Raw genomic sequence first — 15,846 nt, 5'->3', positions numbered from 1 at the left:
AAGTTCATTGTTTGTTATCCGTCTGTAAAGAGCCCGGCTTGCGCTTCTTGCCGCTGCGCAAGGCTTCAAGCCGTCTGTTGAAATCTTCCTCGCTGCCTGTTCCCGATGTTCCGCCCTGCTCAATCCACTGCATGACTTCATCCTCGAAGAAATAGAGTTTGTTGCCACGCTTGCGGTACGGTATGCGTTTTTCGGAAGTCATGGCATAGATGGTGGAAGCCGATTTGCCGAGCAGGGCGGCGACTTCTTCAAGGGTGAGCAGATTGCGCCTGCCCGTGTCTTTTCCTGTTGTCTTGCCCAACACCTCGTCCACCTTTCCGGCAAGCTGCTCCACCCGTTCTATCAGGGTGGAAACAGCCTGTGGCAGTTGCTCAAATGTGATATTACCCATATCAATCTTTTACTTTGGTTATTCTGTCCGGGTTATTTAAGTGTTATCTGTTCGGAAGCCTTACGCTTCAAATCGTTCACCACGTCCGCATAGACCTGCGTTGTCGCCACGTTGCTGTGAGTAAGCATTTTCGAGATGGTGTAAAGGTCTGTACCGGCGGCAAGCTGCAGGGTAGCGTAGGTATGCCGGAAGCAATGGAACGTGATGTGCTTCGTAATCCCGGCAGACCTAATCCAGTCTTTGAGATATAAGGGAAGCAGAGCTTGGGTAAGCCCCTTGAACACCTGCCCGGCGGAACGTCCGCCGCATAGTGCAAGGGCTTCATCGGACAGCGGCAGTATGGCTTCCGTCCTTGTCTTTTTCGTAACGATGTGCATACACCAGCCGCCGTCCGCAGCTTTGATGATATTCTCCCACTGCAGGCGTATGATGTCGCTGATGCGCAGTCCGGTAAGACAGGAGAACAGTGCGGCTGACTTTACAACAGGCTTCTCGCAAGGTGTGTCCGCAAGCATTTTCACCTCGTCAAGTGTCAGGAACTCACGTCTTGTGCTGGCTTCCTTTGCGTGCTTCAGGCGTGGTGCGATGTTTTCCTTTATCCGCCTTTCCTCATAGGCTTGACGCAGGACGCATTTCAGCTTGTTCAGGTTGTTGTTGGCAGTGGAAGCCATCATCTTACCGCCGTTGTGCGTATTGAGAGAAAGCATATAGGTAAGGAAGCCCTGGCAGTATTCCACCGTCAGGTCGTCAAAGGTGCAGCTTCCGCCGCAATACTTCTCAAAGTGCTTGTAGGCGACATTCCAGTTCCTGAAATTGTCATCGTCCGCCATTTTCGAGCGGAAGTATTCCAAGAAGCTTTCCTTGCCTCTGTTGCGGTCAAGGAAGCCGAACTCCTCATTGATGATAGCTTCGGTCCTCCTGCACTTGATAAGTTCCGCATTGCGCAGCATGGTCTTGTTGAACTCCGTTTCAAACTTCTCTGTCGGGTTGGCATAGATGTAGATGCCCAGATACTCCCGTCTTGTCAGCTTTCCGGTCTTCGGGTGTCTGACAGGTGGATAAAAGTCAAGATAGAGTGATAACTGCCCGTTCTTGATAGGTCGTTTCCTGACCGTCACTTTTGTACAAATGTTCGTCATATAAATGTGTATTTGAATGTTTGAAAATATTTTACTGTTCCCGCTTGGCTTTCGTGCTTGAGCTTTTCCGCTCGGCTTCTTTTCGCGCCGCATCCCAGTCGGCTTTCAGATAGTACAGGCGGTTGCCGTGTATGCGCTTTGTCCGTACTCCGTGCGTAAGGGCGAACCTGCGCACCTGCGTCTTGCCAAGCCCGAACAGGCGCATGATGTCGAAGCACGAATACCAATGTTCTGAAAGGTTGTTTCCCAAGCGTTCCTCTTCCTCCGCCATAGCCTTGTCCACTTCCGCTTTTGGAAAGCATTTGGTTGAGTTGGCTTTGACGCAAGGAATGGAATAACGCATACGGAAGTTGTAGAAACGCCCGTAAGTATAATTGAACTTTTGGCATATCTCCGCCATTGTATAAAGGTCTCCTGCGATGCAGTCCTTGTCCGTAAAGGTATCTCGCACGGACTGTTTGTAGTTTGCCGCCGGAATGAGCCGCCGTTTGGTCGGGCTGCCCTTTGTTTTTTTCTTTCCCTCTTGTCGTGAGAGGGCTGTTCCCTCTGTCGTTTGCATATTTTCTTTCATATTCCCTTTTGTCTTTTTACTCTGCTTGGCGAATACAGAAACGCTCCGCTTGCAGTAGGTTGTTCCCTTAATCATCAGGAAGAAATCCTCCTTGGTGATTAGTGTTGTGTGGTATGTTATTCTGCAAGCCCGTAGCGTACCTTTGTAAATCAGGTTATACACTGTGCGGTTGCTCACTTGCAGTAATCCTGCCACCTCCCCAATGGTGAGGAACGGCTTGTCCGGCATATCCCGACCGAAGTCAGGCAGACCTGTTAATTTCTGTTCTTTTTGACGGTCCATTATCGAAGAAATTTAGTTGCACATTATTGAAAGCTGTTGCACGCTGCTGAAAGGAAGCCGAACCGTGCGACCCCTCCGACGAGGTACAACTGTGGTACAAAATTACTCCAATAAGGACTAAACGCCAATAGTCAAATTTCCTGTTTGTTAAAACATATTATCTGAAAATCAAGTATTTATAACGGTTGATTCTATCTTCGCTTGCTTCCGTTTTGTCCTGTTTTTCTCCATGTGGAAGCTTTTACCACTGCCAGAAGGACCCAGACAGAAAAAATTCGAGTTATCTGTAATCTTGTTTTTGCCTTCCTTACCACTGATGTCTATTGCAACAGGGACTCCCTGTCTGTCGGTGTAGTATATTTTCAGCGGTGTTTCTTCGCTATGCTGAATCCTTTCCTTATACATAAGACATGCTGCTGCATCACTAAGGGTCAGAAAGCGGTCGTATTCAGGATTGGTGGAATAACAATTTCCAGGGAATGAATTGACAAAAAGCTCCAACTGATTGTACGACTGTTTACTGATGTGGATTCCCAACTTGCTGAATAGATTCTCCAGATGGTTGGTACATCGCTGAATATCCGTATCGATGGGTACACCAACGATAAGATTGAAATGGGTATACACCAACTGTTTGTTTTCTCTTGCGATAACATCCTGCACATTTTTAATGTCCTCCACGGCAATCTGGTTGCTTGGATTGGGCATACTTGCATGGCGGTTTTTTTTCTTTTCAAGCAGAGAAAGCTCTTTTTTCTGGTTTGGAATGAAGAGCATCTGGTTATATACGACCACCTCAGCTGACGGTATGCTGTCTAACAATGATACCATGTCTACTGGCATGGAAACATTGTTCACCTCAATGTTCGTAAACGGACGTACCAGAGAGGGGATGTTGATGCAGTCCACATCCACGAGACTATATATTTTGCATCTTCTATCACCCATGGTAATAGCTTCGTCATCTACCTTGAAATTGTTCATCGACAAATTTTTGTCCGTGAAATTCATAGAGAAATAGCGGTCTACGTAGTCACGGGCTTTATTGCCGTCAAGAAATTGGGCATCCACACCAGAGTCTTTCAATTGGTCTTTGACCTTGCGTATCTTTACCATGAAATCACGCCATTTCTTGCTGTCAAATGAAAAAAGATTGCTCTTCTTGTTTTCCTGAGTAATAATCATGTAGCTCTGACAGTCGGTATAGGAACGACCTGTGAAATAGTTGAAATATGATTCCGACAGAAATTCATGGTTATCATTACTATCGTCATGAAACTTCTTGCGGATGAATACATCTTGTTTGTGGATGGCATATCCATCACCTAATGTCTGTGCAAGGGCAGTGAAGAGATGATTGAACTCGTAGTAACTGTCAATGTCTGCCGAATATTTCTGTACCGGGTTTTCCATCTTCAGAATGGCTGAGTATTCACCGGTCTTGGTGTAAAGTACCCCGATACCGTTGACCTCTTCCACAGAGAAGTAGATATTCTGGAAGATTTTCTTGCGTTTCCCTCCAGTACCGAAAGCCATGACTGAGATAGCCATACCAATAAGGATTGCCACAAATGTTAAGATAACGTATAGAAACATTGTTCTTTGAATTTATTTTTCGATTACTTATCAGTTACGTTCACAATCTGAGAGTTGTCGTATAAATTATGTTAGGCTCATCCTAACGGGAGGGTGAGCCTAACCACACACTATTCAAAATCCAACTCTCTTGCTCATTTATCATGTTGACCTATTAAATCTTATGTGCATTGGCATAAATGAATATGCCATGTTCCTCTTTCTTGGTGTGCAATCCTCTCCTTTGTTTGAAAAAGATAAGTGCAGCACCGATGCATAGAGTGACAGCAAGGACGATGAGTCCGGCAACAAATCCGAGGATACAATACACTATGATAAAGCTGAGAATACCTCCACCTACAGTTGCTGCAGCCCAGGTGATATACCTGCCTTGGAATCCCATAAATTCAAGGGGTTTCTGAAGCCCCTTAAACATGGGATAGCTGACGTATTGATGATTGTTCGATTCCTTTGTCATGATGAATCCATATCGCTTGGATAATAGTTAGATACCAAAGAATAAAGGCAAAGCCTGTGCAGCAGCTACAAGGAAGATACATGCACCAACAACCATCATAATCTTTTTCTTGACGTCCTGCTCTTCATTGTTCATTGCAATGTAAACGCTGATGGCACCGACAACGGCAACAACACCGGCTATGGCATAACAAAGCTTCACCACGTATGGAACGTACTTTGCTATTTCTTCCGTAACTGTAGTCAGCGCATTTGTTCCGGCAGTGTAGTCTCCTGCAGCATTCTGAGCATAAGTGGCAGCTACTCCGCAAAAGAGCAACATGGCCAGTGTTCCAATACGTTTAGCATTGAAAATCCTTTTGGTTAAATTCTTGATTTTCTTCATTTTTTTGTTGTTTTACAGTTAAAAAATTAGACACGTTATCCTTACTTGCTTGGTTATTTATTTTTTACTTTTATACAATATTATAGCCAAAGAATGCAGGGAAAATGATAGTTGCTCCAATCATAAACAGGCAAGCTCCAACCAGCATCATTATTGATTTGGTCACATCTCCTTCACCGGTATTCATTTTGATATAGATTTGTAAAGCTCCTATAATTGCTACTATGGATGCAATAGCATAAAGAAGATATACGACATAGAGCATCATTGTGACCGTAAAATCATGGGCATTACTCAATGCGTCAGCACCCCAGCTGTAGTCAACACCACCGCATTTAGCAAATGCCGACTGAGGCTGGAGGAACATGAAGCCGAAACAGGCAATAAAAAACAGTTGTTTGATTTTACAGTTTATCGATTGCATTCCTTTTCTCTATTTTTCTTTTGTTGTGTTTGTCGTTGAGATTTTGCATGAACTCATCAGGATAGAAACTGTATTGAGGAACTGCCTCTATCTCTTCCATGTTTTCTTCGTTTTCTTTATTGAGTTCTGCACTTGTAGTAGTCTGTTGAGTGGATTTAGACTCTTCCTCTTCAGGAGGGGAACTGTTGCTCTGCTTATTGCCTGTTGGAATAACTACCCGAAGGCCGTCGTCTGTTACTTGCTCTGTGTATGTCATGTCACTACCTTCAGGACCATCATTATGTTCTTCCACGGAAACCGGCACTTCTTCATTATCCATGCTGCTGACATCAATGGTCTCTTCATCCGTTTTCTTTTCGTCTTTCTTACTATGAAGGTCAAGGGTAATCATTACTGAAAAGTAAACCACATAAACAAAGGTGAGGACCAATACGAATATTACAAATCCTGGCATTCTCAATCTGATTTTAATGTGTTATTATAAATATATTTTATACTCAGAAGATAAAATTGAAAACCAATTTGCTCCTGTAACATGACAAAGGAAATGAGTTTTATGGTATTCCGATAAAAATATGCCGATTTGCATTTCAGTATTAACATACATTTGTTTAGAAGTATGATATTCTGGTAAAAATCATACTATTAGAATAAAAACATCACAAAAAAAGGAGGCTCTCTTGTGGGGAACCTCCTTAAACTAATAGAACAGACTTATTATTTTTGTTACTCCTATACTATTCCATTGATGACATCGTTTAGATCTTTGAAATTTGGGTATCTGACAGATTCATCAATTACCTTGTTTGAATATTCGTCTTTGATTTTCTTTGTTGTAGCTATACCGGCAGCATCGTTGTCAAGATAACAGTGTACTACATCATATACCTGGAGATATGGAAGTGCAGTTTTAATATTACTGATTGAATTAAGAACAATATAATCACAGTCGTTTTCAACACAAAGTTGTATATCCATCATCCATTTTCTGATACTTGCATACGTGAGCATATCAAAGAAACCTTCAAATATGCAGCATTCTGAATGTGATTCACCGTTGGGCTTTATTACGGATATTGTTTTCTTTCCGATACTGCGTTTGCAGTATTTGTTTCTGATTTCCATACCACCATCTACATTTTCAAAGGCTATGGCATAATAATGTTTATCATTGATATGATAATGTATTTCCTTACAGAACTCCTGAGCAACCTCGAAGTCAACACGTCTTTGTAAAATATATCTTTTCAAATTGGGATGACTGAGCTTGCTAATACGATCAATGAAAGTAATACTTTTTCTTTCATTACCCTTTTCTGCTATATGGCTCTCATTCCACGCATTTCTTCTTTGTTGTTCTTTGGTCATCGCTTCATAATCTTCAGCATATTTGAGATTATGGTTCTTAATCTGTTGTTCAAGATAAGTAAGTACTTGATGATTATTCCATGAAGGGTGCATCTTCTGAACAAGATTTATAATGTTTCCTCCTGAGCTGGCCCCAAAGTCATTCCAAAGATTTTTTGTAGGACTGACATTGAAAGATGGAGACGATTCTGCTCTAAAAGGAGATAGATACCAGTAATTACCTCGATGGATATAGGCATACTGATAACCTTCCGTTTCAAGGAACTGTACAATACTGACTGATTTTATTTCATCTATGGTCATGGCATATCAATAATGTCTAATTGGGCTTATATAAGTTTAGTATATATATATACCCTGTTAAACTTAAACTCATAAACTTACTTTAACGGCAGGAGTGCAGGATGATAATGATAACCGTCTTTGTCTTTGGTAATCAGTTTGCGCTCACAGAAGATTTTAAGCATATCCTTAACTGCATTGTCCCCACGCTTGTAGCCTTCTTGTGCGTAAGCCTGACTGATTGCTTTCACCAGTTCAAGATACCTCTGTGGACTCTCACCTTCAAAAACAGTGCGAAGTACTTTGGCATGTAAGTCATCTGGCAGAGATGTCAAGGGCTTATCTTTGGGTTTGACTACTGTAATATGATAGCCGTCATCCAAGACGGGGAGAGAATTGTCGTCAATGTGAAATGCCCATGAAGAAAACTCCTTGTCTCGCATGTGCATAGGCCTGACTTCACTGATGTTGGAATCCTGTTTGTTCTTGCTGATTATCAGAACTGTCTCAGCCTTGTTTTCAAGTTCGGTACCAATATGACCTCTGGTGTTATTGTCATTCTTGTTAAGATGCAGCACGCAATGGATGTGAAGATTGTACTTGCTTGTCCAGGCCATGAGCATAGTCATCACATCGGTTGATTCTTTGGCATTGTTAATGTCATACATGAGATCTCGTAAGCCGTCGATAATGACCAATCCTACACCCTCAAATGTTCTTAGGGCATAATCTATGAGGGCAATACGGAGAGTAGGAGTGAACTCCCTTAGCCCATAGAACTTGATGCGTTTATCTTCCTTTGTCAGACTCAATCCTGCAAGGCGGTAGATGCGTTCTATCACATTGTGGCAGTGAAACCTACTTTGTTCTGTATCGAAATAGAGGATTTTGCGTTTACCATCAGGAAGACTGGCCCGGTATTTAAGAACCGTTGAATTGTTTACCGCTGCTGCAACCATTGCTGTAATATTAAAAGTTTTCTTGCTCTTTGCTTTACCGGTGGATGCGCTGAAATTACCAAAGGTTGCTATGGTACAATCTCCAACCCATAAAATCTGTGGTGGAACAGGAGGCTTTTCACATGCCTTTATTTCTCCTTGTCTCAGGTAGTTGTCTAATTCCTGGTCGTTGAATGTACTCTTGCTTAGCATTCCGACTTCAAGAGAGCTTTCCACTGAACATTCCTTATCATTACTGTTTTTCCTTCTTATCATGACATAGTTCTTTTTTATTATCATTTTTTGAGGAACTTATGACAACTTCTGACTTTTTCAGTAAAGCAGTCAGTTGAGCATCTGTATAAACCTCCTTTTTATTATGTTTCTTCTTTTTCATTGTAATATTCTATTTATCATTTTTTTTGTTTTGCTGGCACTACATGATTCTTACGCATCCATCTCAGGAGTTCTTGTCTATTGAAATAGATGGTTTTCCCTTTGGGCTTAAAATGTGGAATCTGCATATTCATAGTGAGTTTATATATCTGGGATTGTGATATTCCCAAATACTTTGAAGCTTCTTCAGTGGTCAACATTTCTTTAACCACATATAATCTTTCCTCAATCTTTGCAAGACGTTCATTGAGTATTTCTGGATTAATACTATTAAGTTCTCCAATTTTCATTTCCAAGAGTTCTAATCTCTTTTTTAAGATGCTGATTTCAATGTTACTGGTTCCCATTTTCTAATGATTTAATGTTATACAATAGGGAGTACCCCAAAAGCTGAATCGATTCTGGGGTAAATATACTCCTATTGTTATTTTCGCAATTTGAATGTCTCCTGTCAGTTTAAAATGTCAGGGAGAGTGTCAGGGATTTTTCTTTCAATTGCTTTACATTGTTTCACTTCAATACATTTCTTTCAGTTGTTTTACTATATTCACATATTCTTCTTCAGGAAATGTAGCAGTAGTATTCTTTAGTTCTGTAAGACGTGAACTGATTGCTCCACGAGTTGATGGTATCATACTTTTCTGTGGGGCTAACATTTTATTTCTTACTACAAGTGATACCCAATTATATGGAATCATTTTTTGTTGGGAAAGAGAATATAACAGCTGAAGTATATAGCGCAAGTTTGTGGCTATAAGAGTCTTTTTTAATGTACAGTTAAAGAACTTTTCAATAGTATTCTCGTCAACAGGGGTAGTGAAGAAATTCTTTCTATTGGCAAAATCTGTGATAAGTTTAATTTGCTTTCTGTTAAAGGATGCAAGTCCATTGGAGTCCTTTAATATAACTTCCACATGGTTAAACTCATTAAGCATTTTAGAGAAGTCTGTCTTTTCGAATGTAGATTTAGTGAAGTACTTCTCAACAAGATCTTTTCTGTCGGTCAGTAATTCATAAACACAGAAAAGATTTTGGAAATGTTTTCGTATTGCTTCCTCATCAGATGTGAAAACAGGAAGATGATAACTGATTAAGTCATTTACATAGCGATTGTAAATTTTTCTATCATTAATTACTTCAGTTTGATAATGCTTGTAACTGACTTTAAATAAGTCCCAAAGCTCATCTTTGGACAGCTCAATCTCTTGGTTTGTGAAATGATTGTTACATTGTAAATACAAAAAGAGAGAGCAAAGAGTGTTGATTCTTTTTACTCATAAATTAATTTTTTTTGTGTATAAATATTTAATTCTATTTCTATGATCATTTGTTTATATACTATATTGTAATTATCACTGATCACTTTGCTAAGTGCTTTTAAGTGATATATGCAAAAAAAATAGCCTACATTAGATAATCCTTAATGCGGGCTATTTATGAATTCGCATTTCTCTACTATTTCCTTCGACTTGATCTTTTGCTGAGTATTTGATTGATTTCTGCTGTACTGATTGGCTTTTCAGTTTTACAACCAGACTCAACCCATTTGATGAGATCATCCCTGAAAAATGTGTATTTCTTACCTTTCTTGTTGACTGGAATTTGTCCGTTCTGTATATAACAGTACATTGTCGATTTTTTTATTTTGAGAAATTCACAGGCTTCTTTTACATCCATTGGAATGTGTTCAGATGGAGACTTTTGATTAGATTGACGAATCTCTTCATGAAGTATTTCTATGGACTGTTCAAGTAGATCACATTTTTTAAGTATATCTGACATAACTCTTGGTATGTCATTAAAGGTTATCGGATTATCTTCTACGTATTCTTGCATATATAATTCTTTTAATAATGAAACTCGTAACTATCTTTATCAGGAATGTCAATTTCTATTTTACATTTCCCTTTTTGTCTGAGTGTACGCCTGATGCTTTCAATTTCAACGTCATTAAGTTCTTTAGGAAAACAGAGCTTGATGAAGGTAGCTCTGGTTTGTCCACTCCAACCAAGCCGTTCTCCTATATTCCAGGCATAATGTCTGATGTCGAGTGTGTTTAACTGACCATTTGTTAATACAGAATTGATACACGATTCTGGAATCTCGTAAAGTTTAATGTTCTGGCATAGGGTTTCCAGACAATCATCTGTCATGTATGGTGAAAAAACAGTATATGTATACTCCTTGATTGCCTCATATCTGTTAACCTCCAAATGGTCCTGTTTATTTTTATAAATCTCACGCATAATCTCTGCTTTATTCTTTTCTGAAGTAGCAGGTTGTAGAGAAGTGATGCTATTATTAATGATTATGCGCTTCTCAGTATGTAACCTGTACAGGACAGTTATTATACAAACTAATAAAGATAATAAAATGAGGTATAACAAAATCGGCAATGGGGATAACATTAGGTTATTATTTTCTGTTGCATTAGTGCTTGTGACCACCCTGATAATATATGGAGCGGTCACAAACAGAATAATGGTAATAATGTTTGAAATGAGAAGTATCAGTAAATTCTCTCTTATCTTTTTTGTCATTGCAATTGGTTTTTATCGTATTACTTTATTGCAAATTTATAGATAAACTTACTAATTGATACTAGTTGTTACTAATAAAATCTCTCTAGAAAACATTATTTATGTTTCAGTGTTTCAATGATTTACGCTACTATTTATTGTCACTTTTTTGATTTTCCTTTCTCTTTCTTTCTCTTGGTTTCTGCATTAACATTTATGTTTTCATTTTCTTGCATTTCCATTTTTACATTTGTTAACCTAATTCTATCAGCTGCTTCTCGTGTTTTCGGATCAGCATGTGAAGCATAGATTTGAGTGGTACTTACATTCTTGTGATTAAGGAGATGTTGTACTGTGTAAATATCAGTTCCAAGTTCAAGCTGTAAGGATGCGTAAGTATGTCTGAAACAGTGAAAGGTAATATGTTTTTTTATTCCACATTCCTTAATCCAATCTTGCATGACTCTATATGTCATAGTACGATTAAATCCTGAAAAAATATATTTATCTGTTGTTTGTGGCTGAATTAGTTCATAAGCATCATCACCGATTGGAACCTGTGTCTGACGCTGAGTCTTTACACATTTAAAATCAAGATAATGTCCGCCATCTGCATATGTTTGGATATTTTCCCATTTTAAATTGAGTATATCACTTATACGTAATCCACTCAAACAGGAAAATATAGCGGCTTTTCTTACTACTGGAACTGAACATTCTGAGTTGTATAGTTTTCTGACTTCCTCCAGTGAAAGGCTTTGCTTGACTGGTATTGTGCATGGAATATTATCCAAAAGGGATGCTATGTTATCTACAAGTCTTCTTTCCCTATAGGCTTTAGTTAAAACTTGTTTGAAGATATTCCAATATGCTGAAGCTGTATTTCGTGATATAGGCTTGTTAACCATGACTTTGCCTCTTGCTGATACTTTCGTGTCTAAGAGATATTCTTTATACTTGTTACAGAATACGGTATCAAGCATTTCAAATGTACATTTGTTGTGGCAGAACCTGCTGAAATGTTTATAGGCTGCATCACACTTCGCAAAGTTTCTGTTGACAATATTCTTGAAGTATGCAAGAAAGTCCTCCTTTAGACGGTCCTGGTTAAAGAAGTCATATTTCTCATTAATTACCTCTATGAATACCTTACACCGAATAGCTTCAGCTTTTGCCAGAATAGCTTCATTATACTTTTTCTGTTGTGTAGAAATGGGGTTGGCATATATATACATGCCAAGCGAACGACGACGAATCAGTTCCATTGTTTCAGGATTTCTATAGCCTGGCCAAAAGTCCAGAAATAATGATTTAGTACCATTTCGTCTATCTCGCATACGGAGAGTTACTGATTTACAATACTGCATATTATTTGTTTTTATAGTTTTATGTCTCAAAATTCTCGAATGATATATTGCTGACATCGGTAAATTGAAAGTAAATATCACTATATATCAATATTTGCTATAAAATCATCTTCTGAGAACCGTTTTTCCATTAACCGGTCAAATTCTTCTTTTCTAAAAAAGATGAATTTCTGCTTCTTTACTCTGGTGAGCTTATAGTGATTGACGTAATAGAAGACAAGTGAATTTGTAAGATTATATTTCTTTGTAGCTTCTTCTACGGAATAATACCTGTCTCTACCAACAAAATATCCATTCTTTATTTCCTCTATGTGTTGTTTGGAATAATAGGTACTACCATACTCAACCTTTGCTGGAATCTTATGTCTATGAATAAAAGAGCGTACACCATCTGCTGTCATTTTAAATGTTGTACGCATTTCCTCTGGCGTTATCCAGTCTGTGATTTCTGCATACTTATTCTTTTTGTTGTATAACAGGTCAATGGATCCCTTCTCATAGAAATTAAATCCTTTCAGTGCTATCTTAGGTATGTTGTTCTCTCTTGTTATAACTCCAGCATGCTTTATTGATATTTTAAACATCTCTGCTACCTCATCAGTAGAATAGTATCCTTCAGGAGTTGCTGGACAGATTTTTTCCTGTTGCTTTGCCGTGAAAACAACCTTTTCTTCACCATTTGACTTTATTAGTGGAGTTGAATTTTGAAGACGTTGATGCATGATATTATCAAAATCCGTCCGATAAATCATGGTGAATTTTCCACGCTTTTCAGTCTTAATGCTATAGGTCTTTAGAGTATAACTTACCTGATCTTTAGTTATGCCATACTTTTGCATAGCTTCTTCATAAGAGTACCAGTCAGGATCAATTTCATCGGTCTTGTGTTTTATACAATCTATATGAACCTTAGAATAATAAGACCTGCCATTTCTCTTTACCCTGGGAACCGCATGGTATTTTACAAAACAAAGAGCCGCACCCTGAGTCATATTGTACATTTCCATGATTTGACTCAATGTGTAATAGTTATCAATGTCTATGACATCAAGAAGCTCAGAGAAATTTGCGTCAATAAGCTTTTTACTGTAGAAAGTATTACGCCCTTCGTAAACTTTAGGGATGCCTAATCTGTCACAACGTCCCCATACAGCTTTACGTCCAATTTTATACTTATCCATAATCTCTTGTAGGGTATAGTATTCTTGTTCTTGCTTACGCTTGTAACTTCTTTTTCTATAAGGTCCTGCATCCTCAAAGTATTTGTCAAGATCCTCACGACGGACAAGGGTTTTTCTACGTATTCTCACTGCCTTGATGATTCCGGAATAGAAACATCTATAAACAGTGCTAACACTCATATCAAGTAATAAGGCAACATCTGAGGGTGTCAAAAATGGTCGTGAAGCAACTGCATCTCTTTCTTTATCAAGAGCTGCTTCTTTTTCACTTTCCCGGACACTTTTTTTACGTTTTGCTTCACGTTTGCGAGATGCGTCACGTTCGCACTCTCTACAGCAGTATTTATTTGACATCTTGGATGCAATAAACTCTGCTCCACATGTTAAACATTTCTTTAATATCTTCATCTTTTTGGCATGTTAAAATCGTCCATTTCCTTTGCAGCAATTTTCAGGTATTTGCAGGAATTTTCACGAGGTGTCCAACATGTCAACGGGCGCACATTTATCACTTTTGCAGTTTTTGCATAAGGTGCCATATATGTCATTTTCTCATTGCCATTTGGTCGCAAAATTTAGGGATAGGAACGATATTTGAGCCAAATTTACCCTTAAAAACTGGTTGTAACAAGTTTCAAATGGAAAGTGTTAAAATGAAAAAAGCCACCAAAACGGTGGCTTTCAGACAGTTAGCGATATATTGTAATATTGTTGATAATCAGCTACTTACCGATACAAAAGTTCCGAAATATATTCTGCAACACCATATCATTCGTTACTTCTCCTGCGATATCATTCAGATGAAATATACATTCCCGAATATCTTGTGATATAAAATCGCCGGAAAGGTTATTTGCCAAACCTTCCTGGACACGATAAATGGCTTCCAAGGCATTGGTTAAAGCTTCATAATGGCGGACATTAGTTACGATGGTATCGTTTTGAGTAATTGCGGGGAGGTGGGCGGAAGCAATCAGTAGCTGTTGAAGTTCTTCGATATGCTCACGCCTCTTGGCAGATATGGCGATTGACTTTACACTGTCAGGAAAGGCGGTAGGAACGGAATTTTGCATATTCGTTACCAAATCCGATTTGTTGTAGACAAGAATAAGCTGTTTTCCTGCACAATGAGGCAAGAGCTGGGCGGACAACTGTGAAATTTGAGTATCCGCATCCGTAGCATCAATCATCCAAAGGACAATTTCCGCTTGCTCCAGTTTTTGAAAAGTACGTTCGATGCCGAGACTTTCGATGACATCATCAGTTTGGCGGATACCCGCCGTATCGATAAAACGGAAAATGATACCGCCGATGTTAACCGTATCCTCTATCACATCGCGCGTAGTACCATGAATATCGCTGACAATGGCTCTCTCCTCGTTGAGCAGCACATTGAGCAATGTAGACTTTCCCGCATTCGTTTCGCCGATGATAGCTACCGGAACGCCATTCTTAATGGCATTTCCTACACTGAAGGAGTTAACGAGCCGAAAAATAACCTTTTCGATATCATCTGCCAACCGGCAAAGCTCGGAACGGTCGGCAAACTCCAGCTCCTCATGGTCACTGAAATCCAGTTCGAGTTCGATGAGCGAAGTAAAATGAAGCAACCGGTCGCGCAGAGAAGCCAGCTCTTTGCTGAACCCGCCACGCATCTGGCTCATGGCAAGGCGGTGAGTGGCGGCAGACGATGAAGCGATAAGGTCGGCAACGGCCTCTGCCTGGCTCAAGTCCATTTTACCGTTAAGAAACGCACGCTGGGTATATTCGCCCGGTCCGGCCATACGGCAACCGTTTTTGATAAGCAACTGCAACACCTTCTGCAGAATATAGACAGACCCGTGACAAGTAATCTCCGTACTGTTTTCGCCGGTATAAGAATGAGGGGCACGAAACAAACCGACAAGCACCTCATCTACCACCTCGGCATCTTCATAAATCCGTCCGAAAGTGAGAGTATACGGCTTGCTGTCCTCCAACCTCTTACCGGCTGCGGCAGGAGTAAAGATACGCGACGTGATTTCAATAGCTTCCGGTCCGGAGACACGAATACACCCGATAGCTCCCCCCTGGGCGGTAGCTATGGCGCAGATAGTATCTTGATTCATCATTTCCAGCTTGTTTTTAGGAAGGCAAAGATAATGGTTTCTTCCCATAAAAACGATAAGATGACACAAGTTATCCGTTTCTCCTCCCCGACTCCGCGACACCGGCTATCCTATTCCTCCCAACCCTTATGCTTCCTTTTCCGAGTATAAGTCTTTTTAGAGCTATGTATCCGATGCGTGGCATGAAATCCGGGGCCAAGCAGTTCCTGTTCCGCTTCGCGGTTTCCTTTTTTGACAGCCTTGATGTAATCATCGAGGGTGATTTTATCCTTTTTCGTCTGTTTCATGGTATCATTCCGTTTTTTTCCTCCCCTCTGTACACAAAAGCACAGAGGGGAAGATGTCAAAAGACAGTTACAGGCATGTCTGCCTTTCTTTCTCGATTTACAATAAGCCAAAGCTACGCCGAAGTTTTCCTTCCGTCTCTACCCAACGCTTGCAAG

At 39.7% G+C, this 15,846-nt stretch carries 18 protein-coding genes and 1 pseudogene; all 19 read right to left on the bottom strand.

Annotation, left to right across the window (positions count from 1 at the left end; translation table 11 throughout):
• Positions 1-4: 4 nt before the first annotated feature.
• Positions 5-391: a helix-turn-helix domain-containing protein gene (locus C233_RS0111380; RefSeq protein ID WP_018667717.1), complete on the bottom strand. Its 387-nt coding sequence runs from the start codon at positions 389-391 to the stop codon at positions 5-7.
• Between the two features lie 32 nt (positions 392-423).
• Positions 424-1,530, bottom strand: coding sequence for a site-specific integrase (locus C233_RS0111375; RefSeq protein WP_018667716.1), 1,107 nt, complete (start codon positions 1,528-1,530; stop codon positions 424-426).
• 31 nt (positions 1,531-1,561) lie between these two features.
• Positions 1,562-2,383 carry a helix-turn-helix domain-containing protein gene (locus C233_RS0111370; protein WP_025068749.1) on the bottom strand — a complete coding sequence of 274 codons (822 nt, stop codon included), beginning with the start codon at positions 2,381-2,383 and terminating at the stop codon, positions 1,562-1,564.
• A gap of 228 nt (positions 2,384-2,611) precedes the next feature.
• Positions 2,612-3,979, bottom strand: a pseudogene (locus C233_RS22650) (TraG/VirB4 family ATPase); the annotation flags it as partial.
• 154 nt (positions 3,980-4,133) lie between these two features.
• On the bottom strand, positions 4,134-4,436 hold the full coding sequence (locus C233_RS0111360) for a DUF4133 domain-containing protein (protein WP_025068748.1): 303 nt from the start codon (positions 4,434-4,436) through the stop codon (positions 4,134-4,136).
• Positions 4,437-4,463: 27 nt separating this feature from the next.
• Positions 4,464-4,820 (bottom strand): DUF4134 domain-containing protein, encoded by a 357-nt coding sequence (locus tag C233_RS0111355; protein WP_018667712.1) that lies wholly within the window; start codon positions 4,818-4,820, stop codon positions 4,464-4,466.
• A gap of 70 nt (positions 4,821-4,890) precedes the next feature.
• A complete protein-coding gene (locus C233_RS0111350) occupies positions 4,891-5,187 on the bottom strand; it encodes a DUF4134 domain-containing protein (protein WP_050541679.1) in 297 nt (98 codons plus the stop codon).
• 37 nt (positions 5,188-5,224) lie between these two features.
• Positions 5,225-5,698 (bottom strand): hypothetical protein, encoded by a 474-nt coding sequence (locus C233_RS0111345; protein WP_018667710.1) that lies wholly within the window; start codon positions 5,696-5,698, stop codon positions 5,225-5,227.
• Positions 5,699-5,976: 278 nt separating this feature from the next.
• Positions 5,977-6,915: a toprim domain-containing protein gene (locus tag C233_RS22645; protein ID WP_018667709.1), complete on the bottom strand. Its 939-nt coding sequence runs from the start codon at positions 6,913-6,915 to the stop codon at positions 5,977-5,979.
• A gap of 77 nt (positions 6,916-6,992) precedes the next feature.
• Positions 6,993-8,108 (bottom strand): AAA family ATPase, encoded by a 1,116-nt coding sequence (locus C233_RS0111335; protein ID WP_009275718.1) that lies wholly within the window; start codon positions 8,106-8,108, stop codon positions 6,993-6,995.
• On the bottom strand, positions 8,086-8,229 hold the full coding sequence (locus tag C233_RS24530; RefSeq protein WP_009275719.1) for a hypothetical protein: 144 nt from the start codon (positions 8,227-8,229) through the stop codon (positions 8,086-8,088). The genes C233_RS0111335 and C233_RS24530 overlap by 23 nt, the downstream gene beginning before the upstream one ends.
• Before the next feature lie 16 nt (positions 8,230-8,245).
• The gene (locus C233_RS0111325) at positions 8,246-8,575 is read right to left on the bottom strand and encodes a helix-turn-helix domain-containing protein (RefSeq protein ID WP_018667707.1); all 330 of its coding nucleotides are present in this window, start codon (positions 8,573-8,575) and stop codon (positions 8,246-8,248) included.
• Positions 8,576-8,743: 168 nt separating this feature from the next.
• Positions 8,744-9,469, bottom strand: a complete 726-nt coding sequence (locus tag C233_RS0111320; protein WP_004309761.1) for a hypothetical protein — start codon at positions 9,467-9,469, stop codon at positions 8,744-8,746.
• Between the two features lie 214 nt (positions 9,470-9,683).
• Positions 9,684-10,064, bottom strand: a complete 381-nt coding sequence (locus C233_RS0111315) for a helix-turn-helix domain-containing protein (RefSeq protein ID WP_008781816.1) — start codon at positions 10,062-10,064, stop codon at positions 9,684-9,686.
• An 11-nt stretch (positions 10,065-10,075) separates the two neighbouring features.
• On the bottom strand, positions 10,076-10,768 hold the full coding sequence (locus C233_RS0111310) for a hypothetical protein (RefSeq protein WP_004309762.1): 693 nt from the start codon (positions 10,766-10,768) through the stop codon (positions 10,076-10,078).
• A gap of 140 nt (positions 10,769-10,908) precedes the next feature.
• The gene (locus C233_RS0111305) at positions 10,909-12,012 is read right to left on the bottom strand and encodes a site-specific integrase (RefSeq protein WP_258898367.1); all 1,104 of its coding nucleotides are present in this window, start codon (positions 12,010-12,012) and stop codon (positions 10,909-10,911) included.
• A gap of 182 nt (positions 12,013-12,194) precedes the next feature.
• Positions 12,195-13,703: a helix-turn-helix domain-containing protein gene (locus tag C233_RS0111300; protein ID WP_004309764.1), complete on the bottom strand. Its 1,509-nt coding sequence runs from the start codon at positions 13,701-13,703 to the stop codon at positions 12,195-12,197.
• 314 nt (positions 13,704-14,017) lie between these two features.
• Positions 14,018-15,403 carry a tRNA uridine-5-carboxymethylaminomethyl(34) synthesis GTPase MnmE gene (gene mnmE, locus C233_RS0111295; RefSeq protein WP_025068746.1) on the bottom strand — a complete coding sequence of 462 codons (1,386 nt, stop codon included), beginning with the start codon at positions 15,401-15,403 and terminating at the stop codon, positions 14,018-14,020.
• 110 nt (positions 15,404-15,513) lie between these two features.
• Positions 15,514-15,690, bottom strand: a complete 177-nt coding sequence (locus C233_RS24525; protein ID WP_018667704.1) for a hypothetical protein — start codon at positions 15,688-15,690, stop codon at positions 15,514-15,516.
• Positions 15,691-15,846: the final 156 nt, after the last annotated feature.

The organism is Bacteroides gallinarum DSM 18171 = JCM 13658, assembly GCF_000374365.1.
In the GTDB taxonomy this organism is placed as follows: domain Bacteria; phylum Bacteroidota; class Bacteroidia; order Bacteroidales; family Bacteroidaceae; genus Bacteroides; species Bacteroides gallinarum.
Note: the sequence above shows the minus strand (reverse complement) of the source record. Positions and strands in the feature narration are given on the sequence as shown.

Bases quoted from the DNA above. Each gene is read 5' to 3' on its own strand.
- C233_RS0111345 (WP_018667710.1), bottom strand. From the start codon at position 5,698: ATGCCAGGATTTGTAATATTCGTATTGGTCCTCACCTTTGTTTATGTG.
- C233_RS0111315 (WP_008781816.1), bottom strand. From the start codon at position 10,064: ATGCAAGAATACGTAGAAGATAATCCGATAACCTTTAATGACATACCA.
- C233_RS0111335 (WP_009275718.1), bottom strand. From the start codon at position 8,108: ATGATAAGAAGGAAAAACAGTAATGATAAGGAATGTTCAGTGGAAAGC.
- C233_RS0111300 (WP_004309764.1), bottom strand. From the start codon at position 13,703: ATGAAGATATTAAAGAAATGTTTAACATGTGGAGCAGAGTTTATTGCA.
- C233_RS0111325 (WP_018667707.1), bottom strand. From the start codon at position 8,575: ATGGGAACCAGTAACATTGAAATCAGCATCTTAAAAAAGAGATTAGAA.
- C233_RS0111350 (WP_050541679.1), bottom strand. From the start codon at position 5,187: ATGTTCCTCCAGCCTCAGTCGGCATTTGCTAAATGCGGTGGTGTTGAC.
- C233_RS0111360 (WP_025068748.1), bottom strand. From the start codon at position 4,436: ATGACAAAGGAATCGAACAATCATCAATACGTCAGCTATCCCATGTTT.
- mnmE (WP_025068746.1), bottom strand. From the start codon at position 15,403: ATGAATCAAGATACTATCTGCGCCATAGCTACCGCCCAGGGGGGAGCT.
- C233_RS22645 (WP_018667709.1), bottom strand. From the start codon at position 6,915: ATGACCATAGATGAAATAAAATCAGTCAGTATTGTACAGTTCCTTGAA.
- C233_RS24525 (WP_018667704.1), bottom strand. From the start codon at position 15,690: ATGAAACAGACGAAAAAGGATAAAATCACCCTCGATGATTACATCAAG.
- C233_RS0111370 (WP_025068749.1), bottom strand. From the start codon at position 2,383: ATGGACCGTCAAAAAGAACAGAAATTAACAGGTCTGCCTGACTTCGGT.
- C233_RS0111375 (WP_018667716.1), bottom strand. From the start codon at position 1,530: ATGACGAACATTTGTACAAAAGTGACGGTCAGGAAACGACCTATCAAG.
- C233_RS0111310 (WP_004309762.1), bottom strand. From the start codon at position 10,768: ATGACAAAAAAGATAAGAGAGAATTTACTGATACTTCTCATTTCAAAC.
- C233_RS0111380 (WP_018667717.1), bottom strand. From the start codon at position 391: ATGGGTAATATCACATTTGAGCAACTGCCACAGGCTGTTTCCACCCTG.
- C233_RS0111355 (WP_018667712.1), bottom strand. From the start codon at position 4,820: ATGAAGAAAATCAAGAATTTAACCAAAAGGATTTTCAATGCTAAACGT.
- C233_RS0111305 (WP_258898367.1), bottom strand. From the start codon at position 12,012: ATGGAACTGATTCGTCGTCGTTCGCTTGGCATGTATATATATGCCAAC.
- C233_RS24530 (WP_009275719.1), bottom strand. From the start codon at position 8,229: ATGAAAAAGAAGAAACATAATAAAAAGGAGGTTTATACAGATGCTCAA.